General features: G+C 40.5%; 17 protein-coding genes and 1 pseudogene. 10 read left to right on the forward strand and 8 right to left on the reverse strand.

Annotation, left to right across the window (positions count from 1 at the left end; all coding sequences use genetic code 11):
* Positions 1-2: 2 nt before the first annotated feature.
* Positions 3-866: a glucose-1-phosphate thymidylyltransferase RfbA gene (gene rfbA / locus BN8061_RS02330; RefSeq protein WP_068596140.1), complete on the reverse strand. Its 864-nt coding sequence runs from the start codon at positions 864-866 to the stop codon at positions 3-5.
* Positions 867-893: 27 nt separating this feature from the next.
* Entirely contained in the window at positions 894-1,943 is a 1,050-nt protein-coding gene (gene rfbB, locus BN8061_RS02335) for a dTDP-glucose 4,6-dehydratase (protein ID WP_068596141.1), read from the reverse strand.
* A 202-nt stretch (positions 1,944-2,145) separates the two neighbouring features.
* On the opposite strand from rfbB, the gene panB reads away from it, so the two are divergent.
* From panB to BN8061_RS02370, 7 genes are all read left to right on the forward strand, one after another.
* The gene (gene panB, locus BN8061_RS02340; RefSeq protein WP_068596142.1) at positions 2,146-2,961 is read left to right on the forward strand and encodes a 3-methyl-2-oxobutanoate hydroxymethyltransferase; all 816 of its coding nucleotides are present in this window, start codon (positions 2,146-2,148) and stop codon (positions 2,959-2,961) included.
* 15 nt (positions 2,962-2,976) lie between these two features.
* Positions 2,977-3,657: an RluA family pseudouridine synthase gene (locus BN8061_RS02345; protein ID WP_204207188.1), complete on the forward strand. Its 681-nt coding sequence runs from the start codon at positions 2,977-2,979 to the stop codon at positions 3,655-3,657.
* 29 nt (positions 3,658-3,686) lie between these two features.
* Positions 3,687-4,541: a lysophospholipid acyltransferase family protein gene (locus BN8061_RS02350; protein WP_068596145.1), complete on the forward strand. Its 855-nt coding sequence runs from the start codon at positions 3,687-3,689 to the stop codon at positions 4,539-4,541.
* Positions 4,542-4,554: 13 nt separating this feature from the next.
* Complete coding sequence (locus BN8061_RS02355; RefSeq protein WP_068596146.1) at positions 4,555-5,547, forward strand: glycosyltransferase family 2 protein; 993 nt, start codon at positions 4,555-4,557, stop codon at positions 5,545-5,547.
* Positions 5,548-5,621: 74 nt separating this feature from the next.
* Positions 5,622-6,224 carry a bifunctional nicotinamidase/pyrazinamidase gene (pncA, locus tag BN8061_RS02360; RefSeq protein WP_068596148.1) on the forward strand — a complete coding sequence of 201 codons (603 nt, stop codon included), beginning with the start codon at positions 5,622-5,624 and terminating at the stop codon, positions 6,222-6,224.
* Positions 6,225-6,270: 46 nt separating this feature from the next.
* Positions 6,271-7,032, forward strand: coding sequence for a GLPGLI family protein (locus tag BN8061_RS02365; RefSeq protein ID WP_094745828.1), 762 nt, complete (start codon positions 6,271-6,273; stop codon positions 7,030-7,032).
* Positions 7,033-7,052: 20 nt separating this feature from the next.
* Positions 7,053-9,725 (forward strand): TonB-dependent receptor, encoded by a 2,673-nt coding sequence (locus BN8061_RS02370; protein ID WP_068597865.1) that lies wholly within the window; start codon positions 7,053-7,055, stop codon positions 9,723-9,725.
* 1,210 nt (positions 9,726-10,935) lie between these two features.
* Here BN8061_RS02370 and nth read toward each other — a convergent pair.
* The 6 genes and pseudogenes from nth to recQ all read right to left on the reverse strand — a co-directional run.
* Positions 10,936-11,556 (reverse strand): annotated as a pseudogene (gene nth / locus BN8061_RS02375) (endonuclease III); the annotation flags it as partial.
* 608 nt (positions 11,557-12,164) lie between these two features.
* Positions 12,165-12,938: a class I SAM-dependent methyltransferase gene (locus BN8061_RS02380; protein ID WP_068596152.1), complete on the reverse strand. Its 774-nt coding sequence runs from the start codon at positions 12,936-12,938 to the stop codon at positions 12,165-12,167.
* 8 nt (positions 12,939-12,946) lie between these two features.
* Positions 12,947-13,756 carry a type I methionyl aminopeptidase gene (map, locus tag BN8061_RS02385; protein ID WP_068596153.1) on the reverse strand — a complete coding sequence of 270 codons (810 nt, stop codon included), beginning with the start codon at positions 13,754-13,756 and terminating at the stop codon, positions 12,947-12,949.
* The gene (locus BN8061_RS02390) at positions 13,753-14,169 is read right to left on the reverse strand and encodes a BT0820 family HAD-type phosphatase (protein ID WP_068596155.1); all 417 of its coding nucleotides are present in this window, start codon (positions 14,167-14,169) and stop codon (positions 13,753-13,755) included. The genes map and BN8061_RS02390 overlap by 4 nt, the downstream gene beginning before the upstream one ends.
* 45 nt (positions 14,170-14,214) lie before the next feature.
* A complete protein-coding gene (gpmI, locus tag BN8061_RS02395) occupies positions 14,215-15,744 on the reverse strand; it encodes a 2,3-bisphosphoglycerate-independent phosphoglycerate mutase (RefSeq protein WP_068596157.1) in 1,530 nt (509 codons plus the stop codon).
* Positions 15,745-15,820: 76 nt separating this feature from the next.
* Complete coding sequence (gene recQ / locus BN8061_RS02400; RefSeq protein ID WP_068596159.1) at positions 15,821-18,016, reverse strand: DNA helicase RecQ; 2,196 nt, start codon at positions 18,014-18,016, stop codon at positions 15,821-15,823.
* A gap of 167 nt (positions 18,017-18,183) precedes the next feature.
* Between recQ and BN8061_RS02405 the strand changes: the two genes are divergently transcribed.
* The 3 genes from BN8061_RS02405 to BN8061_RS02415 all read left to right on the forward strand — a co-directional run bounded on the left by BN8061_RS02405 (position 18,184) and on the right by BN8061_RS02415 (position 20,820).
* A complete protein-coding gene (locus BN8061_RS02405; RefSeq protein ID WP_068596161.1) occupies positions 18,184-19,152 on the forward strand; it encodes a KpsF/GutQ family sugar-phosphate isomerase in 969 nt (322 codons plus the stop codon).
* A complete protein-coding gene (gene tatC / locus BN8061_RS02410; RefSeq protein WP_235802668.1) occupies positions 19,149-19,994 on the forward strand; it encodes a twin-arginine translocase subunit TatC in 846 nt (281 codons plus the stop codon). Before BN8061_RS02405 ends, tatC begins: the two co-directional genes overlap by 4 nt.
* A gap of 79 nt (positions 19,995-20,073) precedes the next feature.
* The gene (locus BN8061_RS02415; RefSeq protein WP_068596164.1) at positions 20,074-20,820 is read left to right on the forward strand and encodes an electron transfer flavoprotein subunit beta/FixA family protein; all 747 of its coding nucleotides are present in this window, start codon (positions 20,074-20,076) and stop codon (positions 20,818-20,820) included.
* Positions 20,821-20,838 lie beyond the last annotated feature (18 nt).

The following is a 20,838-nucleotide window of genomic DNA, read 5'->3' on the forward strand; positions in this document are numbered from 1 at the left end:
TATTAGTTGTTTATTATCTTTTTCAAATACGCTCCATAACCGCTTTTTCCATATTTTTCGGCAGCGGCTAAGAGTTGTTCTTTGTTAATATATCCTTTTCTATATGCGATTTCTTCTATGCACGAGACGCTTACGCCTTGGCGTTTTTCGATCACTCGTACAAACTCTGAGGCTTCGTGCAGCGACTCAAAAGTCCCGGTGTCCAACCAAGCAGTGCCTCGATCCATGATTCCAACTTCCAATTCGCCTTTTTCCAAATACACTTTATTGATATCGGTAATCTCGAGCTCGCCGCGAGCAGAAGGTTTTAAACTTTTAGCAATTTCTACGACTTGGTTATCGTAAAAATATAAGCCTGGCACTGCATAATTTGACTTCGGCTTGCTTGGTTTTTCTTCTATCGACAATGCTTTTTGATGTTCATCAAAATCAACAACACCATATCGCTCTGGGTCTGCTACTTGATAGGCAAATACACAACCGCCTTCGACCTGAGTTTTGCTCTCCAGCAACTTCGGTAATCCTGACCCATAAAAAATATTATCACCCAAAACAAGAGCAACTTTTTCATCGCCAATAAATTCTTCTCCAATGATAAATGCTTGCGCCAAGCCATCCGGGGTCGGTTGTACGGCATATTGTATCGTGCATCCAATCTGTGATCCATCTCCTAATAATCGCTGAAATGGCTCTGAATCTTGTGGTGTTGTGATGATTAATATTTCTCGAATACCCGCCAACAACAAGGTCGACAAAGGGTAATAAATCATGGGTTTGTCGTACACCGGCATCAGTTGTTTACTTACAGAAATCGTTAACGGATAAAGCCTTGTACCAGAACCTCCTGCGAGAATAATTCCTTTCATAGTCTATGTTAGTTGTAATCGTTTAGTTTAATGTTGATATTGTTTATCGTAATAGTTTTGATAATCACCCGAGGTCACATTTGCCAACCATTGTTCATTTGCCAAAAACCAATCAATCGTTTTCGACAAGCCTTCTTCAAAGGTTACCGAAGGCTTCCAACCCAAGGTTTTGTTTATTTTTGTCGCGTCTATCGCATAGCGCAAATCGTGTCCCGGACGGTCTTTTACAAAAGTGATGAGTTGTTCACTTTCTCCTTTTGCTCTCCCCAACTTTTCGTCCATTTGTCTGCACAATTCTTTCACCAAATCGATATTCGTCCACTCGTTGAAACCGCCTACATTGTAGGCTTCGCCTGTTTTTCCTTCGTGAAAAACCAAATCGATCGCCTTGGCATGATCGATCACATACAGCCAATCGCGCGTATATTTTCCGTCGCCGTAAATAGGCAAAGGTTTTTTGTGGATGATATTGTGAATGCAAAGCGGAATCAATTTTTCTGGAAAATGATTTGGTCCGTAATTATTCGAACAATTGGTGAGTACAATTGGCAAACCATAGGTGTCGTGATACGCTCGCACAAAATGATCTGAAGACGCTTTGGAAGCCGAATAAGGCGAATGCGGATCGTAAGCGGTTTCTTCGGTAAAAAAACCATCTTCACCTAAGGTTCCATACACCTCATCGGTGGAAACGTGATGAAAACGCTTTCCTTCAAAATCTCCATTCCAAATATGTTTGGCAGCATTGAGCAGATTTACGGTTCCGATAACATTGGTCATCACAAAATCCAACGGATTGCTGATCGAGCGGTCTACATGCGACTCTGCCGCCAAATGAATAACGCCATCGGGGCGATGTTGCTCGAAAATCGCGAATATGTGCGCAGCGTCGGTAATATCGGCTTTGATGAACTGATAGTTCGGCTCATTTTCTATATCGCGCAAGTTTTCTAGATTTCCGGCATAGGTAAGCGCATCTAAATTGATGATTTTATAGTCTTTGTATTTTTTTACAAACTCACGAACGACATGAGAACCTATAAAACCCGCTCCACCTGTTATGATAAGTGTTTTCATAGTTTTCTTTTGGTACAAGAATTCTTATAATTCTAATTTTTTTTGAACTGTTCTTATAACAAATACTAAACAATGGTCAAAAAAATAATTATCCGGATGCTGAACAAAAAGCTGTTCTTTTCAACATTCAAATCAATCTACAAATTTAAAAAAGTTTTATGATTAATAATTATATCAAGTAAATTAGCAAAAAATTAATAAAATGTCCATTTCAAAAGAAATAAAACGAGTTACAACCGAAACCTTACGCTCGATGAAAGAAAATGGTGAAAAAATCGCCATGCTCACTGCCTACGACTTTACCATAGCGACATTGGTGGATGCTGCAGGCGTCGAAGTCATTCTTGTGGGTGATTCGGCTTCCAATGTAATGGCGGGTCACGAGACCACTTTACCTATCACGCTCGATCAGATGATTTACCATGCGCAATGTGTGGTAAGAGCAGCCAAAAGAGCTTTGGTCGTAGTCGATTTGCCTTTCGGAACGTATCAATCGGATCCTCAAAAAGCCTTAGAATCTGCCGTGAGAGTCATGAAAGAATCGGGTGCCCACGCGATCAAAATAGAAGGTGGTAAAGAAATCGAAGAATCGATCAGAAGAATAGTCAACGCTGGTATTCCTGTGATGGGACACTTGGGTCTAACGCCGCAATCGATCTATCAATTTGGTTCGTACAAAGTGCGAGCGAAAGAAGAAGCCGAGGCTCAAAAATTGATGAACGATGCGAAGCTTTTAGAAGAATTAGGTTGTTTTTCTTTGGTGATGGAAAAAATTCCGACTGAATTGGCAACTCGAGTAACCCAATCTATTCAAATTCCGACCATAGGCATTGGCGCAGGTCATGGTACCGACGGACAAGTCTTGGTGGTACACGACATGTTGGGTCTGAACAACGAATTCAACCCAAAATTTGTTCGTAAATATTTGAATCTTGAAGATCAAATCAAAACGGCAATTTCACACTATGTTTCGGATGTAAAATCAGTCGATTTTCCGAATCAGAACGAACAATATTAATCGCAAGAAAAGATAATGACTCCTGAAATTTTATACGAAGACAACCATCTTCTCATCGTCAACAAAAAACCAGGAGAACTGGCGCAAGGCGACGACACGGGAGACGTGCCGCTTATCGACAGCCTGAAACAATACATCAAAATACGCGATCAAAAACCCGGAAACGTTTTTTTGGGCTTGGTTCATCGACTCGACCGCCCAACTTCTGGTATTTTGCTTTTTGCCAAAACTTCGAAAGCTTTGACACGCATGAATGATGCTTTCCAAAAACGTAACATAGACAAAGTTTACCGAGCTATTGTACAAGGCACTCCGCCAAAAGAATCGGAGCGATTGACGCATTATCTAAGAAAAAATTCTAAAAACAACAAAACCACCGTCTATCCCAAACCTACAGATGGCGCCAAAGAGGCCATACTCGATTATCGTTGGTTGGGAAGTCTCGACAATTTCAATGTGTTGGAAATCGAATTGTTTACGGGTCGTTCGCATCAGATTCGTGCTCAATTGAGCGCGATTGGTTGCCCAATAAAAGGTGATTTGAAATACGGTGCAAAACGCTCCAATCCAGATGGTAGCATTGCGTTGCATGCACACAAACTGAGTTTTACGCATCCTGTAACCAAAGAAAACATCACGGTTATCGCTCCTCCACCAAACGATGCGGTTTGGAATGCAAGCTTGGTGTTTGATTAAATTGTAAATTTGTATCGAATTTCATTTTCATGAATCAACTTCTTTTTTTTATCGTCAAATCGTGTTCACGTCTACCATTAAGCGTGCTCTATGGCTTTGCAGATCTTATCTACTTTGCGCTGCATTACCTCGTTGGTTACCGTAGAAAAGTGATTTTCGACAATCTGAAAAATTCGTTTCCAGATAAAACAAAGAAAAAACTGAAACAGATACAAAAAGAATTTTACAGAAACTTTGCCGATTATCTGGTAGAAACGCTGAAAGCATTTACCATCAGTCCAGAAGAACTCGCCAAACGGCATACGCATTCTGGCTTAGAAATCATGGAGCAAATACGTTCAGAAAACAAAAATGTATTGCTGATGGCTGGGCACGTTTTCAATTGGGAATGGTTTATCGGTACGGCTCTCATCCTACCAACACCACAAAACATCGCCGTTTATCACCGATTGCGAAATGCTTTTTGGGATAAAAAAATGTGTGAATTGCGCGCGCGTTACAGAACAACGACAGTAGAAATGCGCAGCGTCATCAGACATATGTTGAAGACACCAAACGACGGCAATACCACCTATCTTTTGATAGCAGACCAAAGTCCGAAAAAACACGAAATTCATTATGCTTTGCATTTTTTGCATCAACAAACTCCAGTTTTTTCTGGTTTCGATAAGCTGTTGACCAAGAAAGATTTTGCGGTTGTGTATGCCAAAACAACCAAGATAAAACGCGGTTATTACCACACAGAATTCATCAGAATCCCACCCAAAGCCGAACGTTTTATAGAACGAGAAGCGGTAGATAAATTCTACCAATTATTAGAACAAACCATACAAGAAAACCCCAGCAATTGGCTTTGGAGTCACAAACGTTGGAAACACGCATAAAAAACAAATCCCCATGGACAAGCTCGCAATTTGCATCCTCAATTGGAATGGTCGAAATCTTTTGGAAGAATTCCTCCCGTCGGTGGTGAAACACACTGCAGATCACCCTATTTATATCATAGACAATTTATCAACCGACGATTATTTGCGTTTTTTACAAGAAAAATATCCTCAAATTCGCATCATTCAGAACCAAGAAAATTATGGTTTTGCAAAAGGCTATAATGTCGGACTGCAATCGGTCGAAGCCGAATATTATTGTTTATTAAATTCGGATGTAGAAGTCACCGAAAATTGGGTCGAACCCATCCTTCAATTATTAGAACAAGATGCCGACATCGCTGCAGTACAACCCAAAATTTTATCGTACCGAACCAAAGACGAGTTCGAATACGCTGGCGCTGGCGGAGGGTTTATCGACAATCTGGGATTTCCGTTTTGTAGAGGTCGCGTCTTTTTTTCGTTAGAAAAAGATGAACATCAGTTCGATGATACCATCGAAGTTTCTTGGGCTTCTGGCGCTTGTTTGTTTGTAAGAGCAGCAGATTTTTGGGCAGAAAATGGTTTCGATGAAGATTTCGAGGCGCATATGGAAGAAATCGATTGGTGTTGGCGCCTGAAAAACAAGGGCAGAAAAATCATGTATTGCGGTTCTGCTACCGTTTATCATTTGGGCGCTGCCACGCTGAAAAAAGATTCGTACAAAAAACTCTACCTCAACTACCGAAACAGCTTGTGGATGAACGTGAAAAATCTACCCAAAAACCGTTTGTTCACGCATATTTTCGCTCGCCTATCCCTAGACGGACTAGCGGCTATTGCTTTTCTTCCTACCAAAGGTTTTCCGCATCTCAAGGCTGTTTTTTGGGCGCATATGCATTTCTACCGAGACCTAAAAAAAATGTATAACAAACGAGCTGTTCATCAAGCATCTTCCTATTATCACAAGAAACATGTGGCGTTTAAATATTTTGTTTTGGGTAGAAAAAAATACAAGGATTTGTAATTTTTAAACTAAGAGCTCCTCACACAACCGAAAATTGCATATCTTTATTAAAATAATCGTTAATATAGTTTATTATGAGAGCCCTGATAATTGTCGATATGCAGAACGATTTTGTCCCTGGAGGACGTTTGGCTGTTGCAGGAGGAGATCAAATCATCGAGCGCATCAACCAATTGCAACTTCGATTCGATCTTGTGGTTGCTACCCAAGATTGGCATCCTGCCGACCACAAAAGTTTTGCTTCGCAGCATCCAGCACACGCCCCATTCGACGTCATTACACTCGATGGTATATCGCAAACGCTTTGGCCAGACCACTGTGTACAAGGAACGGAAGGCGCTGCTTTTCATCCGGCATTGCACACCGATAACATTCAGGCAATATTCCGAAAAGGTATGAATCCCGAAATCGATTCGTACAGTGGTTTTTTCGATAATGCTCATCTGATTGCAACGGGACTTCACGGCTATTTGCAAGAAAAGAAGGTAAAAGAAATTTTTGTTTGCGGTTTGGCGGCAGATTTCTGTGTCTATTTTACGGCCATGGACGCTCTGAAATTAGGCTACAAAACGCACATTCTAGAGCGTGCAACCAAAGCCATTGATGAAGAAAGCTTCGATGAAAAAGTAAAGGAATTTATCGTGCGTGGCGGTTTTTTATCTTCGTATATCGATTAATTTGTAACATTTCCTTACCCCAGAATATTAACTAAAAAAACAAGTCATGAAAAATTTCATTTTCAGCTTAATGCTAAGCATTGGGAGCCTTACGGCAACGCATGCACAACAGCAAAACATAGAAGCCAGCTATGTGATGACCATCAATTTGAATGTTGAAGAGACCCTGAAAAACGTTCCGAAATCGTTTCAGGCAGAAGCCAGAAAAAATTTAGAGGCTATCAACAAAGAGGGGATTTATGTAGATTACACCCTGACGTCTGACGGAAAGCAATCGGTTTATAAATTGATAGAAAAAATCAGCAACGACAATTCTATTTCGGCACAGGTTGTACAAATGATGACGATGATGGATAAAGAGCCCATGTACAAATTCTTAGACAAAAACGAGTACACCAAACTCTACGATATTTTTGGTAAGCGCTACCAAATAAAGGACGAATTAACCAATTTTGATTGGAAAATAAGCCGAGAAAAATCGAAAATCAATGGCTACGATGTGACCAAAGCTACGGGCATCATCAACGACAGTATTCCTGTAACTGCCTGGTACGCAACACAAATAAATATCAAAGATGGACCAGAACGCTTTTGGGGTTTGCCAGGACTTATCGTAAAAGTTGAGTCTAAAAACGATAAAGCCGATTTTAGCATCCAACTGAAAGAGTTGAATATCACCGATAAGCCTGTAAAAATAAACCCTCCGACCGAAAAGAAAACTTATACCATGAAAGAATACGAGGATGAAATGCGCATTTGGGAGAAAAATTTTAGGGAACAAATGAATCAAGGAGTAGACAAAGATTGATATTCAACCAAAAACTATACATGAAAACTCAACTGATCTTTATTTTAGGGCTATTTGCCCAAATCACCATCTTCGCACAAGAGTGCACGCTGAAAGGTGCTTTGCAAAACGACTCGGGAATTCCCGTAACCGATGCCACAGTCTCCTTGTTCAACGCGCAAAACGAGGGCGTAGGCTTTACCTATTCTGACAAGGAAGGGCTGTTTCAGCTTTCGGCTCCATGTGCGGCAGATTACGAAATAGAGATCGAACACGCGAGTCACGAATTGCACATCGAAAAAGTTGATTTGCGCAGCAACCAAAACCTCAAAATCAGACTCAAACAAGGCGAATCAATCAACCTGAAAGAAGCCATTGTAAATGCAAAACAAGCTATAAAAATCAAAGGCGACACCATCGAATACGATGCAGACTCATTCAAGGTTGGAAACGAAGAGGTCTTGGAAGATATTTTGAAAAAACTTCCTGGCATTGTGGTCGAAAACGGTAAAGTTTACCACAACGGTAAAGAAATTACCACGATTACCGTGGGCGGACGAGAAGTTTTGGGCGGAAACACCAAACTCCTCAACAAAAATCTACCGTCTGATGCCGTAGACAAAATCCAGCTCAACAAGAAATTCAAAGCCAATCCGTTTGCATCTTCGCTTCAAGAAGACGAACAATTTTCGTTGAATATCGAGCTGAAAGAAGACAAGAAAAATCTGGCTTTCGGGAACTTCACCATTGGTGGCAACGCCGATGAACACGCCGATGCACAATCGAAAACCTTTTATTTTAGTAAAAAAACAGATGCCACCCTGATCGGAGATTTCAATACCTATGGCAAACAGGTATTCGACCAAGAAGATTATTTTAGCTTTTTTGGCGGTTTCTCCGAATTCAATTCGGAAGGTAGCATCTACTCATTACGATCGGCCAACAGCACATTCTTTTTTTTAGGTTCCCAAGAAAAAGCTCGTGAAATGAACACCTTCACAGCTGCTACTCATGCTGGCTTCGAAGTGAACCCACGACTGACCGTTACAGGATTTGGGATGCTTACCGGGAACAACATTCGGTACAAACAGCTCACCGAACGTTTTTATAATTTGAATAAAGAACAGTACGAACGCGACAACGAGACCAACACCCAAAATGTAACTTCGGTGATGGGGAGAGTTCGACTCGATTATTCGCCAACCCAAAAAGGACAATTGAAATATCGATTGAACTATAATCATACCGATAGCGATTTGGAACAAAGTTTAGAATCGTACAGAAACCATGATTTCTATTCGAATATAAAGGTGAAGAATTTGCGCAAGAATAGTTCGATTTCTCAGAATCTAAGCTATATTCAAAAAGTTGGAAGCGATCATAATATCGGATTTTATTTGCGTCATCAATACCAAGAAGAACAACCCGATTTGTGGATCAACGCAAGCAATCCTATTCTATCTACGGTCTATAACACCAATTTTACCGACCTGAAAAACATTAGAAAAACCCGCGTAAACACGTTGCAATTCTATACCGTTTACAACCATCTCTTGACCAATACTGCCAATCTGAAACTGAAAGGTGGAACTAATTTCAGTAAGCAAGGCATGGACATCACAACTTTTGGTAACGGAAACGTGGTCGAGGGCGATTACATCACTGGGAATACCGACTTCGATTATCAACAGTATTATTTAGACGCTACATTGACCAAAAAAATCGACAAACTGCAACTCGATTTGGGTGCTGGGCTGCATCATATTCGATATGCGATTGATTATCTGACCAATGAAAAACGCAACGACACCAAAATGTTAGTACATGCGCAAGCCACGTACAACATCTCGAATGCTCAAAACATAACTTTGGTGTACAATCAAGATTATAATTATCCCTCGATTATCGATCTGAATCCGATGTACCGATTGAATAATTATTATGCTATTTTTTACGGAAACACGGCACTCATGCCAAGCAAAACGCATCAATCTAATTTGAGTTATCAATACTTCAACTCGTTTTCGTTTTTCAGTTTGTATGCAAACCTGGGCTACACCGTGCGCGAAAACTCGATACAAACAGCTTCGGTGTTCGAAAATGGATTTTTGGATCAACAGACCACCTTGATCAATAGTCCAGAAAATGAGAAAACTTGGAATGCTAACTTATTTATTTCGAAACGTTTTTCTAAAACTTACAATCTGCGAGTCAACAGCAATATATCGCATGCAGATTATTTTACATTGATTCGATTGAGAGACAACCAAACGTTGCTTGATCAATTGACCAATACCACTATTTTTTCGCAATTCTATAATCTGAGAAATATTTTCACCATTCAAAAGAAAGTAGAAATTACAGCCGGATTGAAGCTGATGCTCAACGATTATGAATCGACCTCCAAACAAAGTTTCAAAACTTGGCAACCCCATTTAGAATTCGCTTGGAGTCTCTTGGACAAATGGTTGATTCTGTCTGATTTTAATTACCTTTTTCAGTACCGAAACGGCGATCTCATCAACGAGGCGAAACAATTAAATGCATCTGTGCGCTATAATATTGCCAAGAAAACGACCCTTACGCTCATCGGCGGAAACTTGTTGGGTAACGATATTTTGTACACCAACTCGTTCAATGATAATTATACCCAAACCACTCAAAAAGAAGTTATCGGGCGTTATTTGTTGCTCAATTTGAGGTATAAGTTTTAATCATAAAGTTGTTTTGGAGACTGTGAGGACTCGAAGCCCACGAAACCCATTTCCTAAAAGGTCACTTCGAGAGGCTTTGCATGATAAGTATGAATGTTTATCTTATTACTTTTTTGTTGATACAAAAGTAACCAAATACTTCGACAGGCTCAGCACAAGCAATCAAGGCTGTAAATCGTTTTGGCTAAAAATCCTTTTCACTTCGGGAATGAATTAAATCGCTTCCTTCGGTCGGTAATTCATTCTATTGCTCCATGAAAATGATTATCTTAACGCCAACGATTTAGATACCAGTTTTTCTTTCGAGAACCTCAGTGACCGATTTCGGGAATCATAGCCTGATAAAAAAGGTTAAACAACATCAACTTGCAAAAAATGCCAAGGCTGCCTCCATTGCTTGGACGAATACGGCTGGCATTTCATCAGATTCCCAAGGGTGCTGTGAACCGAAAGCATGATTACAATTGGGCAAAATTTTCAGAATGACATCGTCGTTCCATTGTTTTATCGCTTTGGCTTCGCTCACATTTACCGATTCATCTTCGTCACCGTGCAGGTTGAGATAGGGTTTGTCGAGACGTGCCAAATTCTTTTCGATACTCAAGCGGTCTTCATTTTCGATAAAATTCTCGTAAAACTGATAATGTAAAGGCATCATTTGTTTGGTTCTTAGATTCTCGAAACGATACACTCCACTTTCTTTCCAAGCTTCGAGAGCTTCTTTGGGATAGGTTCGGAAACGGTTGAGGTCCGAAATTGCACCCAAGGTAACGAATTTCTTTACTCGAGGATCTTCTATACCTTTGAGTATGGTAATTCCGCCGCCACGCGAATGCCCCATAAGAAAGAGCTGATTCGGGTCAATTTCATCCGACGGAATCAATTCGCCTGCCATCGCTTTACTGATGATGATGTCCAAATCGTCTAATTCTGTGGTGTAATTGTTCTCACCAAAGGTATCTAAATCTCCAAAATTCATCGGGTCGTCTAAGGTTGTACCGTTGTAAGAGAAATTGAATTTGATGAAAGCAAAATCATGCTCGCCCCAAAACTTCGCCATCAGATCGAAACATCCATGATCTTTGAATCCCTTGAAACCGTGACAGAAAATCAGAATTGGTTTCTTGATTCCATTTGCTTTGTAGCACACATCGTACAATGCTTGTCTTGCTCTACTTCCTTGGTAAATATTATTTTTCTTAAAAATCATTTTTTCGAAAATTCTTCTGGTTATATAATCTTTTTCTATCGACCAACCTCGCGCTGGCGAATATTCTCTTCCGTACATGATGATTTGGATGTGCAACTTGTTCCAATGCGATTTCGGAAAGATTGACTTTGCATCGCGTTCAGTTTCTGCTACATTTTTGCCTTTGGTCAATTTCCACAACTTCATCAAACGGTGAATATGGGTATCGACCGGAAAGGCTGGCTCACCAAACCATTGCGCCATCACCACCGAGGCCGTTTTGTGCCCAACTCCAGGTAATTGCTCGAGTTCTTCGAATGTAGAGGGCACTTCGCCATCGTATTTTTCTACCAAAATTTCGGACAATTGCTTGATGTGTTTTGCCTTGTTGTTCGACAAACCAATCTGCCTGATGTAGTGTTTGATTTCTTCTACCTCTAATTTTGCCATCGCCTTGGCATTTGCTGCTCGAGCAAAGAGTTCGGGAGTCACTTCGTTTACCTTTTTGTCGGTTGTCTGAGCCGAAAGCAAAACCGCAATAAGCAAGGTAAAAGCATCTTGATGATCCAACGGAATGGGAGGATTGGGGTATAACCTTTCCAACTCGTTGATGATGAATTGTATGCGTTGTTTTTTGAGCATCATAGTGTAAACTATTCTCTGCCAAATGTAAGAAAGACAATCGGCAAAAACGAAGAAATGCGTAGGTTTTAAAAATTTTTTAAGTTTCGTTTGTAACGAAAATCAATACTTTAGACTAACTAATTAGAACGAAAGTCATTCGCTTGAAAAAGCAAGAAGCTATATTTTTATAGCGAATCAACCAGCACATATGATAAGGGTATGAAGGTTTATTTTATTACTTTTTTCTTGATAAAAAAGTAACCAAAAAATTAAGGCTGTAAATCGTTTTGGCTAAAAATCCTTTTCACTTCGGGAATGAATTAAATCACTCCCCTACGGTCGGTAATTCATTCTATTACTCCATGAAAATGATTTTCTTAACGCCAGCGATTTAGATGCCGGAGTCTCTTTGCGAAGTTCGAGGGATGAGGCGGCTGAGGTTTTCGAAGTCCCGAAGCCTAGAAGTCTATAAGTCATTTCCTAAAAGGTCACTTCGAGAGCCTCAGGGAACGATTTGAGGGATCAGTGACCAGGATTTGATGCTTCATTCAGCTACCTCAATTCGGACGTTGAGTAAAACCGAAACATCATTTTTGCATTCAACAGGCTAGCAGATTAAGTTTATTTCAGGTAAATGGCTTACGCACGACGGGGAGTATTTCGCCTTTTTCTAAACAATAGCGTATGACTTCTTCGGCTTTTATTTGCTTGGTGTAGTCTACTTTATCGACTACGAATCCGGCATTTTCTAACCGCTGATAATAATCTAATCCGTAGACTCTTACATGGTCGTATTGCCCAAATTTTTCTTTTCGTTCTTCTTTGGATGTGATGGTCGGATCTTCGTAGGTTTCGGGTAGTTGATAACTAATCGGCACCTGAAAAATGCCCCAACCGCTTGGTTTCATCACCCGAAACAACTCGCGCATGGCTTGATGATCGTCTGGAATATGCTCTAATACATGGTTGCAAAAAATAACATCGAAAGTATCGTCACCAAAAGGCAAATCGCAAATATCGGCTTTTACATCGGCTAAGGGTGATTCTAAATCCGAAGTAATGTATTCGAGATTTCGCATTCTTCGAAACATTTTATAAAATGCCTGTTCGGGTGCGATATGCAAGACCTTGAGTTTGGCAGTTTGAAAATTGGTTTCGTTGATCAAATACAACCACATCAACCGATGGCGTTCTAAAGAAAAAGTTGCTGGCGCCAATACATTATCTCTTTGTTTTCCGTAGCCATAGGGTAACATCTTGTAATAGCCCTGCCCGTCTATGGGGTCGTAATAGCGGTTACCTTTAAGAAACCAAACCAATATTGGACGCACAACATAACTCAGTCGGATAAGTATCGGACGAGGAATGCTGTTGATCAATTGTTTGAAAAGTTTTTTCATTCCTATGCTTAGGATTTAAATAGATAGGGTTTTTCTTCGTCGCTCTCGATTCCCAATGCGTCGTAGATGTATTGAAAAGTTGACAACAATTTTGGTTGTCCGTTTACGATGCACACATCGTGCTCGAAATGCGCCGAATATTGGTTGTCTCGCGTAGTGACAGTCCAACCGTCTTTATGAAATTTTACCTTTTCGGTTCCCATGTTCACCATGGGCTCTATAGCAAGCGCAATTCCGTCTTCTAATCGTTTTCCTGTTCCTCTTCTTCCGTAGTTGGGCACTTGCGGATCTTCGTGCATGGTTCTACCCAAACCATGTCCGACCAATTCTCTCACAATTCCGTAACCATATTGCTCGCAGTGTTGTTGTATTGCGTGACTTATATCGCCTATGCGGTTGCCTTTACGCATTTGTTCTATGCCTTTGTACAACGATTCTTTGGTTACGCGTAGCAATTGTTCTGTCTTTTGGTCGATGTTGCCCACCGCAAAGGTATAGGCGTGGTCGCCATAAAACTCGTTCATGTACACGCCACAATCTACCGATACGATATCGCCGTCTTCTAATGGCACATCGTTTGGTATGCCATGCACCACCTGCTCGTTGGGTGAGATGCAAAGGTTTTTGGGAAAGTCATACATCCCGAGAAAGGCTGGATAGCCGCCATGGTCGCGGATAAACTCTCCGCCCAATTTATCGAGGTGATTGGTTGTAACGCCTGGTTTTATTTCTTTTGCCAACATGCCCAAGGTTTTAGAAACCAATTGAGCACTGAGGTACATGAGTTCTAATTCTTCTTGAGTTTTTAAAATGATCATAATCTAAAAAATCCTCTTTTTTTCTTTTTGGGTTTTTCTACCCCATTATGCAGATTGAATTCTATTTTTTTGGTAATAATCTGATAGACTTCGCCCCAACCAGGAAAACCGCCCAAATTTCGATCGTCTATGAAAAGGTCTGCGTTGATTTTTCTGCTTTGCGTTTCCAAATCGAACACCTCGCCTTCGAAGCTAGAATTTATGGCGTAAAATTCGATACCGTTTTCTTTACAGAATTGTACCGCTTCGTCCAATCTTTCTCCCCAACGATAGGTCCAAAGAACCAATCGATGCCCATCGTTTTGTAATTTTTTCAAAGTTTCGAACGCAAACAATTTTGGCTTTCCTATGCCAGGATATTTATCGTCTACAATGGTTCCGTCGAAATCTACTGCGATTATTTTTGAATTCATACTGTGTTTTGTGTTGTTTATGGTTTAGTTTTGGTTTTTAATTTTTCAAGTTACAATAATATTTCCAGTCATCTCGCTCGGAATTGAAATATTCATCACATGTAAAATAGAAGGTGCGATATCTCCCAATTTGCCATGCGATACGTGCCAATGTTTGTGACGATCGACCACTATTAAAGGCACCTGATTGGTAGAATGTTGCGTGTTGGGTGAACCGTCTGGGTTTTTCATGTAGTCTGAATTGCCATGATCGGCCAAAATGAATAAGGTATAATCGTGCTCCAACGCCGTTTGTACAATTCGCCCAACGCATTCATCCACAACTTCTGCAGCCTTTACAGCAGCTTCGAACACGCCGGTATGCCCGACCATATCGGTATTTGCAAAATTCATACAAATAAAATCTGCCGATTCTTGTTCTATTTCGGGGATGATTTCATTGGTGAGGTCATAAGCCGACATTTCGGGTTTCAGATCATAGGTTGCAACGTCACGAGGCGAAGGCTTTAATATTCTTTTTTCGCCTTGGAATTCTACTTCTCTTCCTCCAGAAAAGAAAAAGGTAACGTGCGGATATTTTTCGGTCTCGGCAATTCGTATTTGTTTTTTACCATTCGACTCGAGCACTTCGCCCAAGGTATTGGAAATCATCCCATCGTCGAAAATGATTTTCACTCCTTCGAATGTCTTGTCGTATTCGGTCATGGTAATATAATTCAAATTCAATTTAAACATCTGAAATTCAGGAAAATCACGCTGCGTCAACACTTCTGTAATCTCCCGACCACGATCTGTTCTGAAATTGAAACAAATCACCACATCGTCGTTTTCGATAATAGCAATCGGATTGCCCCCTTCATCGGTATGGATTATAGGTTTCAAAAACTCATCGGTTATTTGGGCATCATAAGCATTTTGTATTGCCGCCGTAACGTTCTGAGTTCGTTCGCCCAAACCGTGAACCATGGCATCGTACGCCAATTTTACCCGCTCCCAACGCTGGTCACGATCCATCGCATAATAGCGTCCTGTAACACTTGCCAACTCGCCAATTGTTTGTTGCATATGCTCTTGCAGCGCCGTAATAAAGCCGATTCCTGAGGTAGGATCACAATCACGACCATCTGTGAAAGCATGCACAAAAACATTTTGTTGCAAACCAAATTCATGAGCAGCACTGAGCAAACCTTTGAGATGATTGATATGCGAATGCACTCCGCCATCGGAAACTAATCCGATAAAATGTACTTTTTTTGAATGATCTAGAGCATATTGAAAGGCTTGTTTTAGAACGGGTTCTTGTAGAAGGGTATGCTGTTCTACCGCCATATTGATGCGTACCAAATTTTGAAAAACGACACGCCCTGCGCCCAAATTCATGTGTCCTACTTCTGAATTTCCCATCTGCCCTTCTGGCAAGCCAACGGCTAATCCGAAGGTGTCGAGCGTATTGTTGGGGTATTGGCTTATCAAACGGTCAATATTGGGTGTTTTAGCCTTTTCGATGGCCGAAACTTCTGGGTCTGGATAGATCCCCCAACCGTCTAAAATCAATAATATAGCTTTGTTTGTCATTCGATTTGAAAGAATATTGTTTAAAAAGAAAATCCAAAGTTAAGAAACTTTGGATTTATTTTGGTTTTTCTGTTGTCTAATTTGCAACTTCACTGATGAATTTGATTCGCATCAATCGCAATTCTTCTTCCTCATAATCCTCACCAAATTCTTTGAGTAAAACCGCCATTGAATCGCTGTCGGACTCCATCAAGAAGTCGTAAATCTCTTCTTGCTGATCTTCATCCAACACCTCATCTATATAGTAATTGATATTCAACTTTGTACCTTGATACACAATGCTTTCCATTTCAGAAAGCAAATCCTCCATACTCAAATTCTTGGCAACAGCCACATCGTTCAGGTCCATTTTGCGGTCGGTAGATTGGATGATGTAGACTTTGTGACTGGCTTTGTCGGCAACTTGCTTGATGACCATGTCATCTGGACGAGTAATGTTGTTTTCTTCGACATATCGGGCGATGAGTTCAACAAAATCTTTCCCGAATTTTTTAGCTTTTCCTTCGCCAACGCCAAATACATTTTGCAATTCTGCCAAGGTGGTTGGGTATTGCATCGTCATATCGTTGAGGCTGGCTTCTTGGAATACTGCAAACGGTGGTAATTGGTGTTTTTTGGCAATTTTCTTGCGTAAATCATCCAACAATTTAAAGAGTTTATCGTCGAAAACTGCTGGTGCTGCCACCGGATCTTCGTTCTTTTTGCCTTCGTCTAACAATTTTTTATAATCTACATCTTCTGCAATTTCGAATTTTACTGGATTTTGTAAAAACCGTTCGCCTTTTTCGGTCAGTTTAATGACTCCATAAGTTTCGATGTCTTTGCTTAGATAATCGTTCACGATCAATTGACGAAGGATGGATTTCCAGTAATAATCTTTCTGACTTTTACCGATGCCGAAGAATGGTTTGTTTTGCAGATCGAACGACTTGGTGATTGAACTTTCTTTACCTTCTAAAACGTTGATCAAATCATTTATTTTCAACTTTTGGTTGGTCAGTTTTACAATTTCTATGGCTTGCTTTGCATCATTTGTCACGTCGATCATCTCTTTTGGATTGCGTCGATTGTCGTCCATATCTGCTCCTGCACCATGATTTTCATCGAACTCTTCTCCAAAATAATGCAACAAAAATTTACGTCTCGACATCGAGGTTTCGGCATAGGCGGCAACTTCGTTAAGTAATTGCAAACCTACTTCTCGCTCTGCGACAGGTTTGCTTGCCAAAAATTTTTCTAGCTTTTCGATGTCTTTGTAATCGTAAAAAGCTATGCATTCGCCCTCGCCTCCATCGCGACCTGCACGTCCAGTTTCTTGGTAATAGCTTTCTAAAGATTTCGGGATGTCGTAATGGATTACAAAACGCACATCGGGCTTGTCGATTCCCATTCCGAAAGCGATGGTCGCCACCACTACATCTACCTCTTCCATGAGAAACATGTCTTGATGTTTGCTTCGGGTTTTGGCATCTAAGCCTGCGTGGTAAGGAATTGCTTTTATACCATTTACTTGTAACAATTGCGTCAATTCTTCTACCTTTTTACGACTCAAACAGTAGATTACACCCGATTTACCAGCATGCTGACGAATGTATTTTACAATTTGTTTGTCTTGATTGACTTTTGGTCGTACTTCGTAATACAAATTTGGTCGATTGAACGAGTCTTTGAAAACCTTTGCGTTTTGCATGCCCAAAGTTTTCTGTATATCTTCTTGTACTTTTGGCGTTGCTGTTGCCGTAAGTGCAATAATGGGTGCGCTGCCTATTTTTTGAATGATATTTTTCAGGTTTCTATATTCTGGACGGAAGTCATGCCCCCATTCCGAAATACAGTGTGCTTCGTCTATCGCAAAGAAAGAGATGGAAACCGATTTGAAAAAATCGATGTATTCTTCTTTGGTCAAAGATTCTGGCGCTACATACAGCATTTTGGTTGTCCCTGCTTTTATATCGTCCATCACCTTTTTGGTTTCAGACTTGTTGAGAGAAGAATTCAGCACATGCGCAACTTCGTTATTCGACAATCCTCTAATCGCATCTACTTGATTTTTCATCAGGGCGATAAGCGGCGATACAATGATGGCTACACCCTCAGACATCAGTGCCGGCAATTGATAACACAGCGATTTACCACCACCTGTTGGCATCAGTACAAAAACATCTTCACCATTCATTAAGGTTTGAATGATTTCATCTTGTTGACCTTTGAATTGGTCATAACCAAAAAATTTTTTGAGACTGGAAGTTAAATCCCTCATTTGAGTTTCCATTATAATAAGTTAATGCAAATTTCGTTTCCTTATCTTTTTAAAAATAAAAAATAAATTTTAAACCGTATATTTGGGCGATGAATATTTATTCATTCTACCCATTAAACCGAAACAAGAAAGGAGTATAAAGATACACATAATTAAGCTATTTACCATAAACTTTAGTTTTGAAAAATAAAAATTTAACATTAGTTGCTCAACAGGTTTTCCGAGAAGAAATTGAGGAACTAAATAGGATTGCAGACCGAATAAGTGATTCTTTTGAGAAAGCGGTTGAAACGATTTTTAACACTAAAGGAAAATTGGTCATCTGTGGGATAGGGAAAAGTGCACACATCGCACAGAAAATTGTAGCAACGCTGAATTCCACTGGCACTCCTACCCAATTTTTGCACGCGTCGGAGGCGATACATGGAGATTTAGGACTTTTACAATCTGAAGATGTTGCGCTATGCATCTCGAATAGTGGCAACACCCCCGAAATAAAATACATTGCACCCCTACTGAAGAATCGAGCCTCACAGCTGATTGCCATAACCGGGAACACCCAATCTGCACTCGCCAAAACCGCCGATATTGTGTTGGAAGTAGCCGTGGAGAAAGAGTCGGGGCGATTTAACCTTGCCCCCACCTCGAGCACCACAGCCCAATTGGTAATGGGCGATGCTTTGGCGGTAGCCTTGATGGAAATCCGAGATTTTCAACGCACTGAATACGCTACTTTTCATCCAGGAGGTGCGTTGGGAAAGCGTTTGCTTTGGAGGGTAGAAAACATTGTAGATCCTACCAAAAAGCCTAGCGTAAAAATAGATTCTAGCATAAAGGACGTCATCAATTCGATGACATCGGGCAAATTAGGCGTCACAGTAATAGAAGATGAAAATCAGCGCGTTTTGGGCGTGATTACCGATGGCGACTTGCGCCGTATGTTGATGAAAGAACAAAACCTGGATATGCTTATCGCAAAAGATATTGCAAGTTTGCATCCTAAAATCATCAACAAAAACGAATTGGCGACCAACGCACTCGAACTCATTAGAAAATACAGCATAGGCCAATTGATTGTGATTGACGACCAAGCAAAATATTATGGTATACTTGATGTACACTCGATTTTAGCGGAAGGAATTGAATGATGAAGACGAAAGATAAAAACAACACAGCCGACATGTCGTTTTTGGCACATGTAGGCGAACTCAGAGGACATTTGGTACGATCTGCAATTGCCATCCTCATCGCAGCCATTTTAGTGGCATTTTTTTGGCGATTTTTGGTAGATCACGTCATCATGGCGCCCTTAAAATCGGATTTTGCTACCTTTAAATTTTTCAACTTCTTGGGTAATTTATCGGGAATCGGCGATTTGTACACCGAAGAATTTGACATCTCAAAAGATCTGACCAACTTAGACCCATCGGGGCAAATCACCTCGCAGATCATGGCAATTTTGGTGAGCGGACTCATCATTGCAATACCTTATATTATCTACGAAATTTGGAAATTCGTTAAACCTGGACTCAACGAAAACGAACGCAAAAATGCTTCGGGAACTGTGCTAGCCATCACTTTTTTCTTTTTAGCCGGCGTTTTATTTAGCTATTATATGTTATTGCCATTATCTACCCAATTTCTATTCACCTACGACCCTTTTGGCGTTGGAAACACTTGGACTTTACCCAAATACATCAACCTTTTTGTGCAAACATTACTGTCGATGGGCGTTATTTTTCTGATGCCAGTTTTTGTTTATTTTTTCACTTCGATTGGTTTGCTCACACCACTTTTTTTACGCACCTACCGCAAACACGCATTTGTGGTCATTTTGGTTGCTGCAGCAGCACTTACACCCAACGATATCCTGAGCATGTTTGTCGCCACCATTCCGCTCACACTCTTGTACGAATTGAGCGTAATCGTATCGAATAGAGTATATAACAGACAATTATCTGCCGAGGAAAAAGGCTTAACAAAGAAATAAATTTATTATGCTTGCATAATAAAATCTTTTTTGTATTTTAGCGAAAGAAATAATATAAAACATATTAAAAATCATTAGAATGAAGATATTAGTTTGTATAAGTAGTGTACCAGATACTACAGCAAAAATCAACTTTACTTCGGACGGAAAAGAATTCGATAAAAACGGAGTACAATTTGTGATCAACCCACACGATGAATTCAGTTTGACACGCGCTGTTGAATTACAAGAAACACAAGGCGCTACGGTTACAATTCTCACCGTAGGAGATGCAAGCGTAGAACCTGTAATGCGCAAAGCGTTGGCTATTGGTGCCAACGACGGTATTCGTGTAGACGCCGATGCACGTGACGATTTCTTTGTTGCTACACAAATTGCAAAAGCAGCCAAAGAAGGAGGATACGATTTTATCTTAACCGGTAAAGAATCAATCGATTACAACGGTGGTGCAGTACCAGGATTGGTGGCAGGACTTTTGGATTATGCCTTTGTAAACGGTGCTATCGGAATCGATTTGGAGGGAAATACAGCAAAAGTAACCCGTGAAATCGATGGTGGAAAAGAAAAATCTACCGTTGCTCTACCTGCGGTAATCGCTGGGCAAAAAGGTTTGGTAGACGAAGCAAGCCTTAGAATTCCAAACATGCGCGGAATCATGCAAGCGCGTACAAAGCAAATCAACGTAGTTGCAGCAGAAGAAACGACTTCTAAAATTACGGTTGTAGGTTATCAAAAACCTGCATCGCGTGGTAATGTAACCTTGGTCGATAAAGACAACGTTGCAGAATTGGTAAGATTGTTACACGAAGAAGCGAAAGCAATCTAATTATTCACCCTAAAAAAA

The sequence above is a fragment of the Vaginella massiliensis genome (genome assembly GCF_900089075.1).
Lineage (GTDB): Bacteria > Bacteroidota > Bacteroidia > Flavobacteriales > Weeksellaceae > Weeksella > Weeksella massiliensis_A.

What these genes read in the sequence shown, in the direction of transcription:
- BN8061_RS02355 (WP_068596146.1), top strand. Translation starts at nt 4,555, where the DNA reads ATGGACAAGCTCGCAATTTGCATCCTCAATTGGAATGGTCGAAATCTT.
- rfbA (WP_068596140.1), bottom strand. Translation starts at nt 866, where the DNA reads ATGAAAGGAATTATTCTCGCAGGAGGTTCTGGTACAAGGCTTTATCCG.
- tatC (WP_235802668.1), top strand. Translation starts at nt 19,149, where the DNA reads ATGATGAAGACGAAAGATAAAAACAACACAGCCGACATGTCGTTTTTG.
- BN8061_RS02390 (WP_068596155.1), bottom strand. Translation starts at nt 14,169, where the DNA reads ATGAATTCAAAAATAATCGCAGTAGATTTCGACGGAACCATTGTAGAC.
- BN8061_RS02365 (WP_094745828.1), top strand. Translation starts at nt 6,271, where the DNA reads ATGAAAAATTTCATTTTCAGCTTAATGCTAAGCATTGGGAGCCTTACG.
- gpmI (WP_068596157.1), bottom strand. Translation starts at nt 15,744, where the DNA reads ATGACAAACAAAGCTATATTATTGATTTTAGACGGTTGGGGGATCTAT.
- pncA (WP_068596148.1), top strand. Translation starts at nt 5,622, where the DNA reads ATGAGAGCCCTGATAATTGTCGATATGCAGAACGATTTTGTCCCTGGA.
- BN8061_RS02370 (WP_068597865.1), top strand. Translation starts at nt 7,053, where the DNA reads ATGAAAACTCAACTGATCTTTATTTTAGGGCTATTTGCCCAAATCACC.
- recQ (WP_068596159.1), bottom strand. Translation starts at nt 18,016, where the DNA reads ATGGAAACTCAAATGAGGGATTTAACTTCCAGTCTCAAAAAATTTTTT.
- BN8061_RS02350 (WP_068596145.1), top strand. Translation starts at nt 3,687, where the DNA reads ATGAATCAACTTCTTTTTTTTATCGTCAAATCGTGTTCACGTCTACCA.
- panB (WP_068596142.1), top strand. Translation starts at nt 2,146, where the DNA reads ATGTCCATTTCAAAAGAAATAAAACGAGTTACAACCGAAACCTTACGC.
- rfbB (WP_068596141.1), bottom strand. Translation starts at nt 1,943, where the DNA reads ATGAAAACACTTATCATAACAGGTGGAGCGGGTTTTATAGGTTCTCAT.
- BN8061_RS02415 (WP_068596164.1), top strand. Translation starts at nt 20,074, where the DNA reads ATGAAGATATTAGTTTGTATAAGTAGTGTACCAGATACTACAGCAAAA.
- map (WP_068596153.1), bottom strand. Translation starts at nt 13,756, where the DNA reads ATGATCATTTTAAAAACTCAAGAAGAATTAGAACTCATGTACCTCAGT.
- BN8061_RS02380 (WP_068596152.1), bottom strand. Translation starts at nt 12,938, where the DNA reads ATGAAAAAACTTTTCAAACAATTGATCAACAGCATTCCTCGTCCGATA.
- BN8061_RS02345 (WP_204207188.1), top strand. Translation starts at nt 2,977, where the DNA reads ATGACTCCTGAAATTTTATACGAAGACAACCATCTTCTCATCGTCAAC.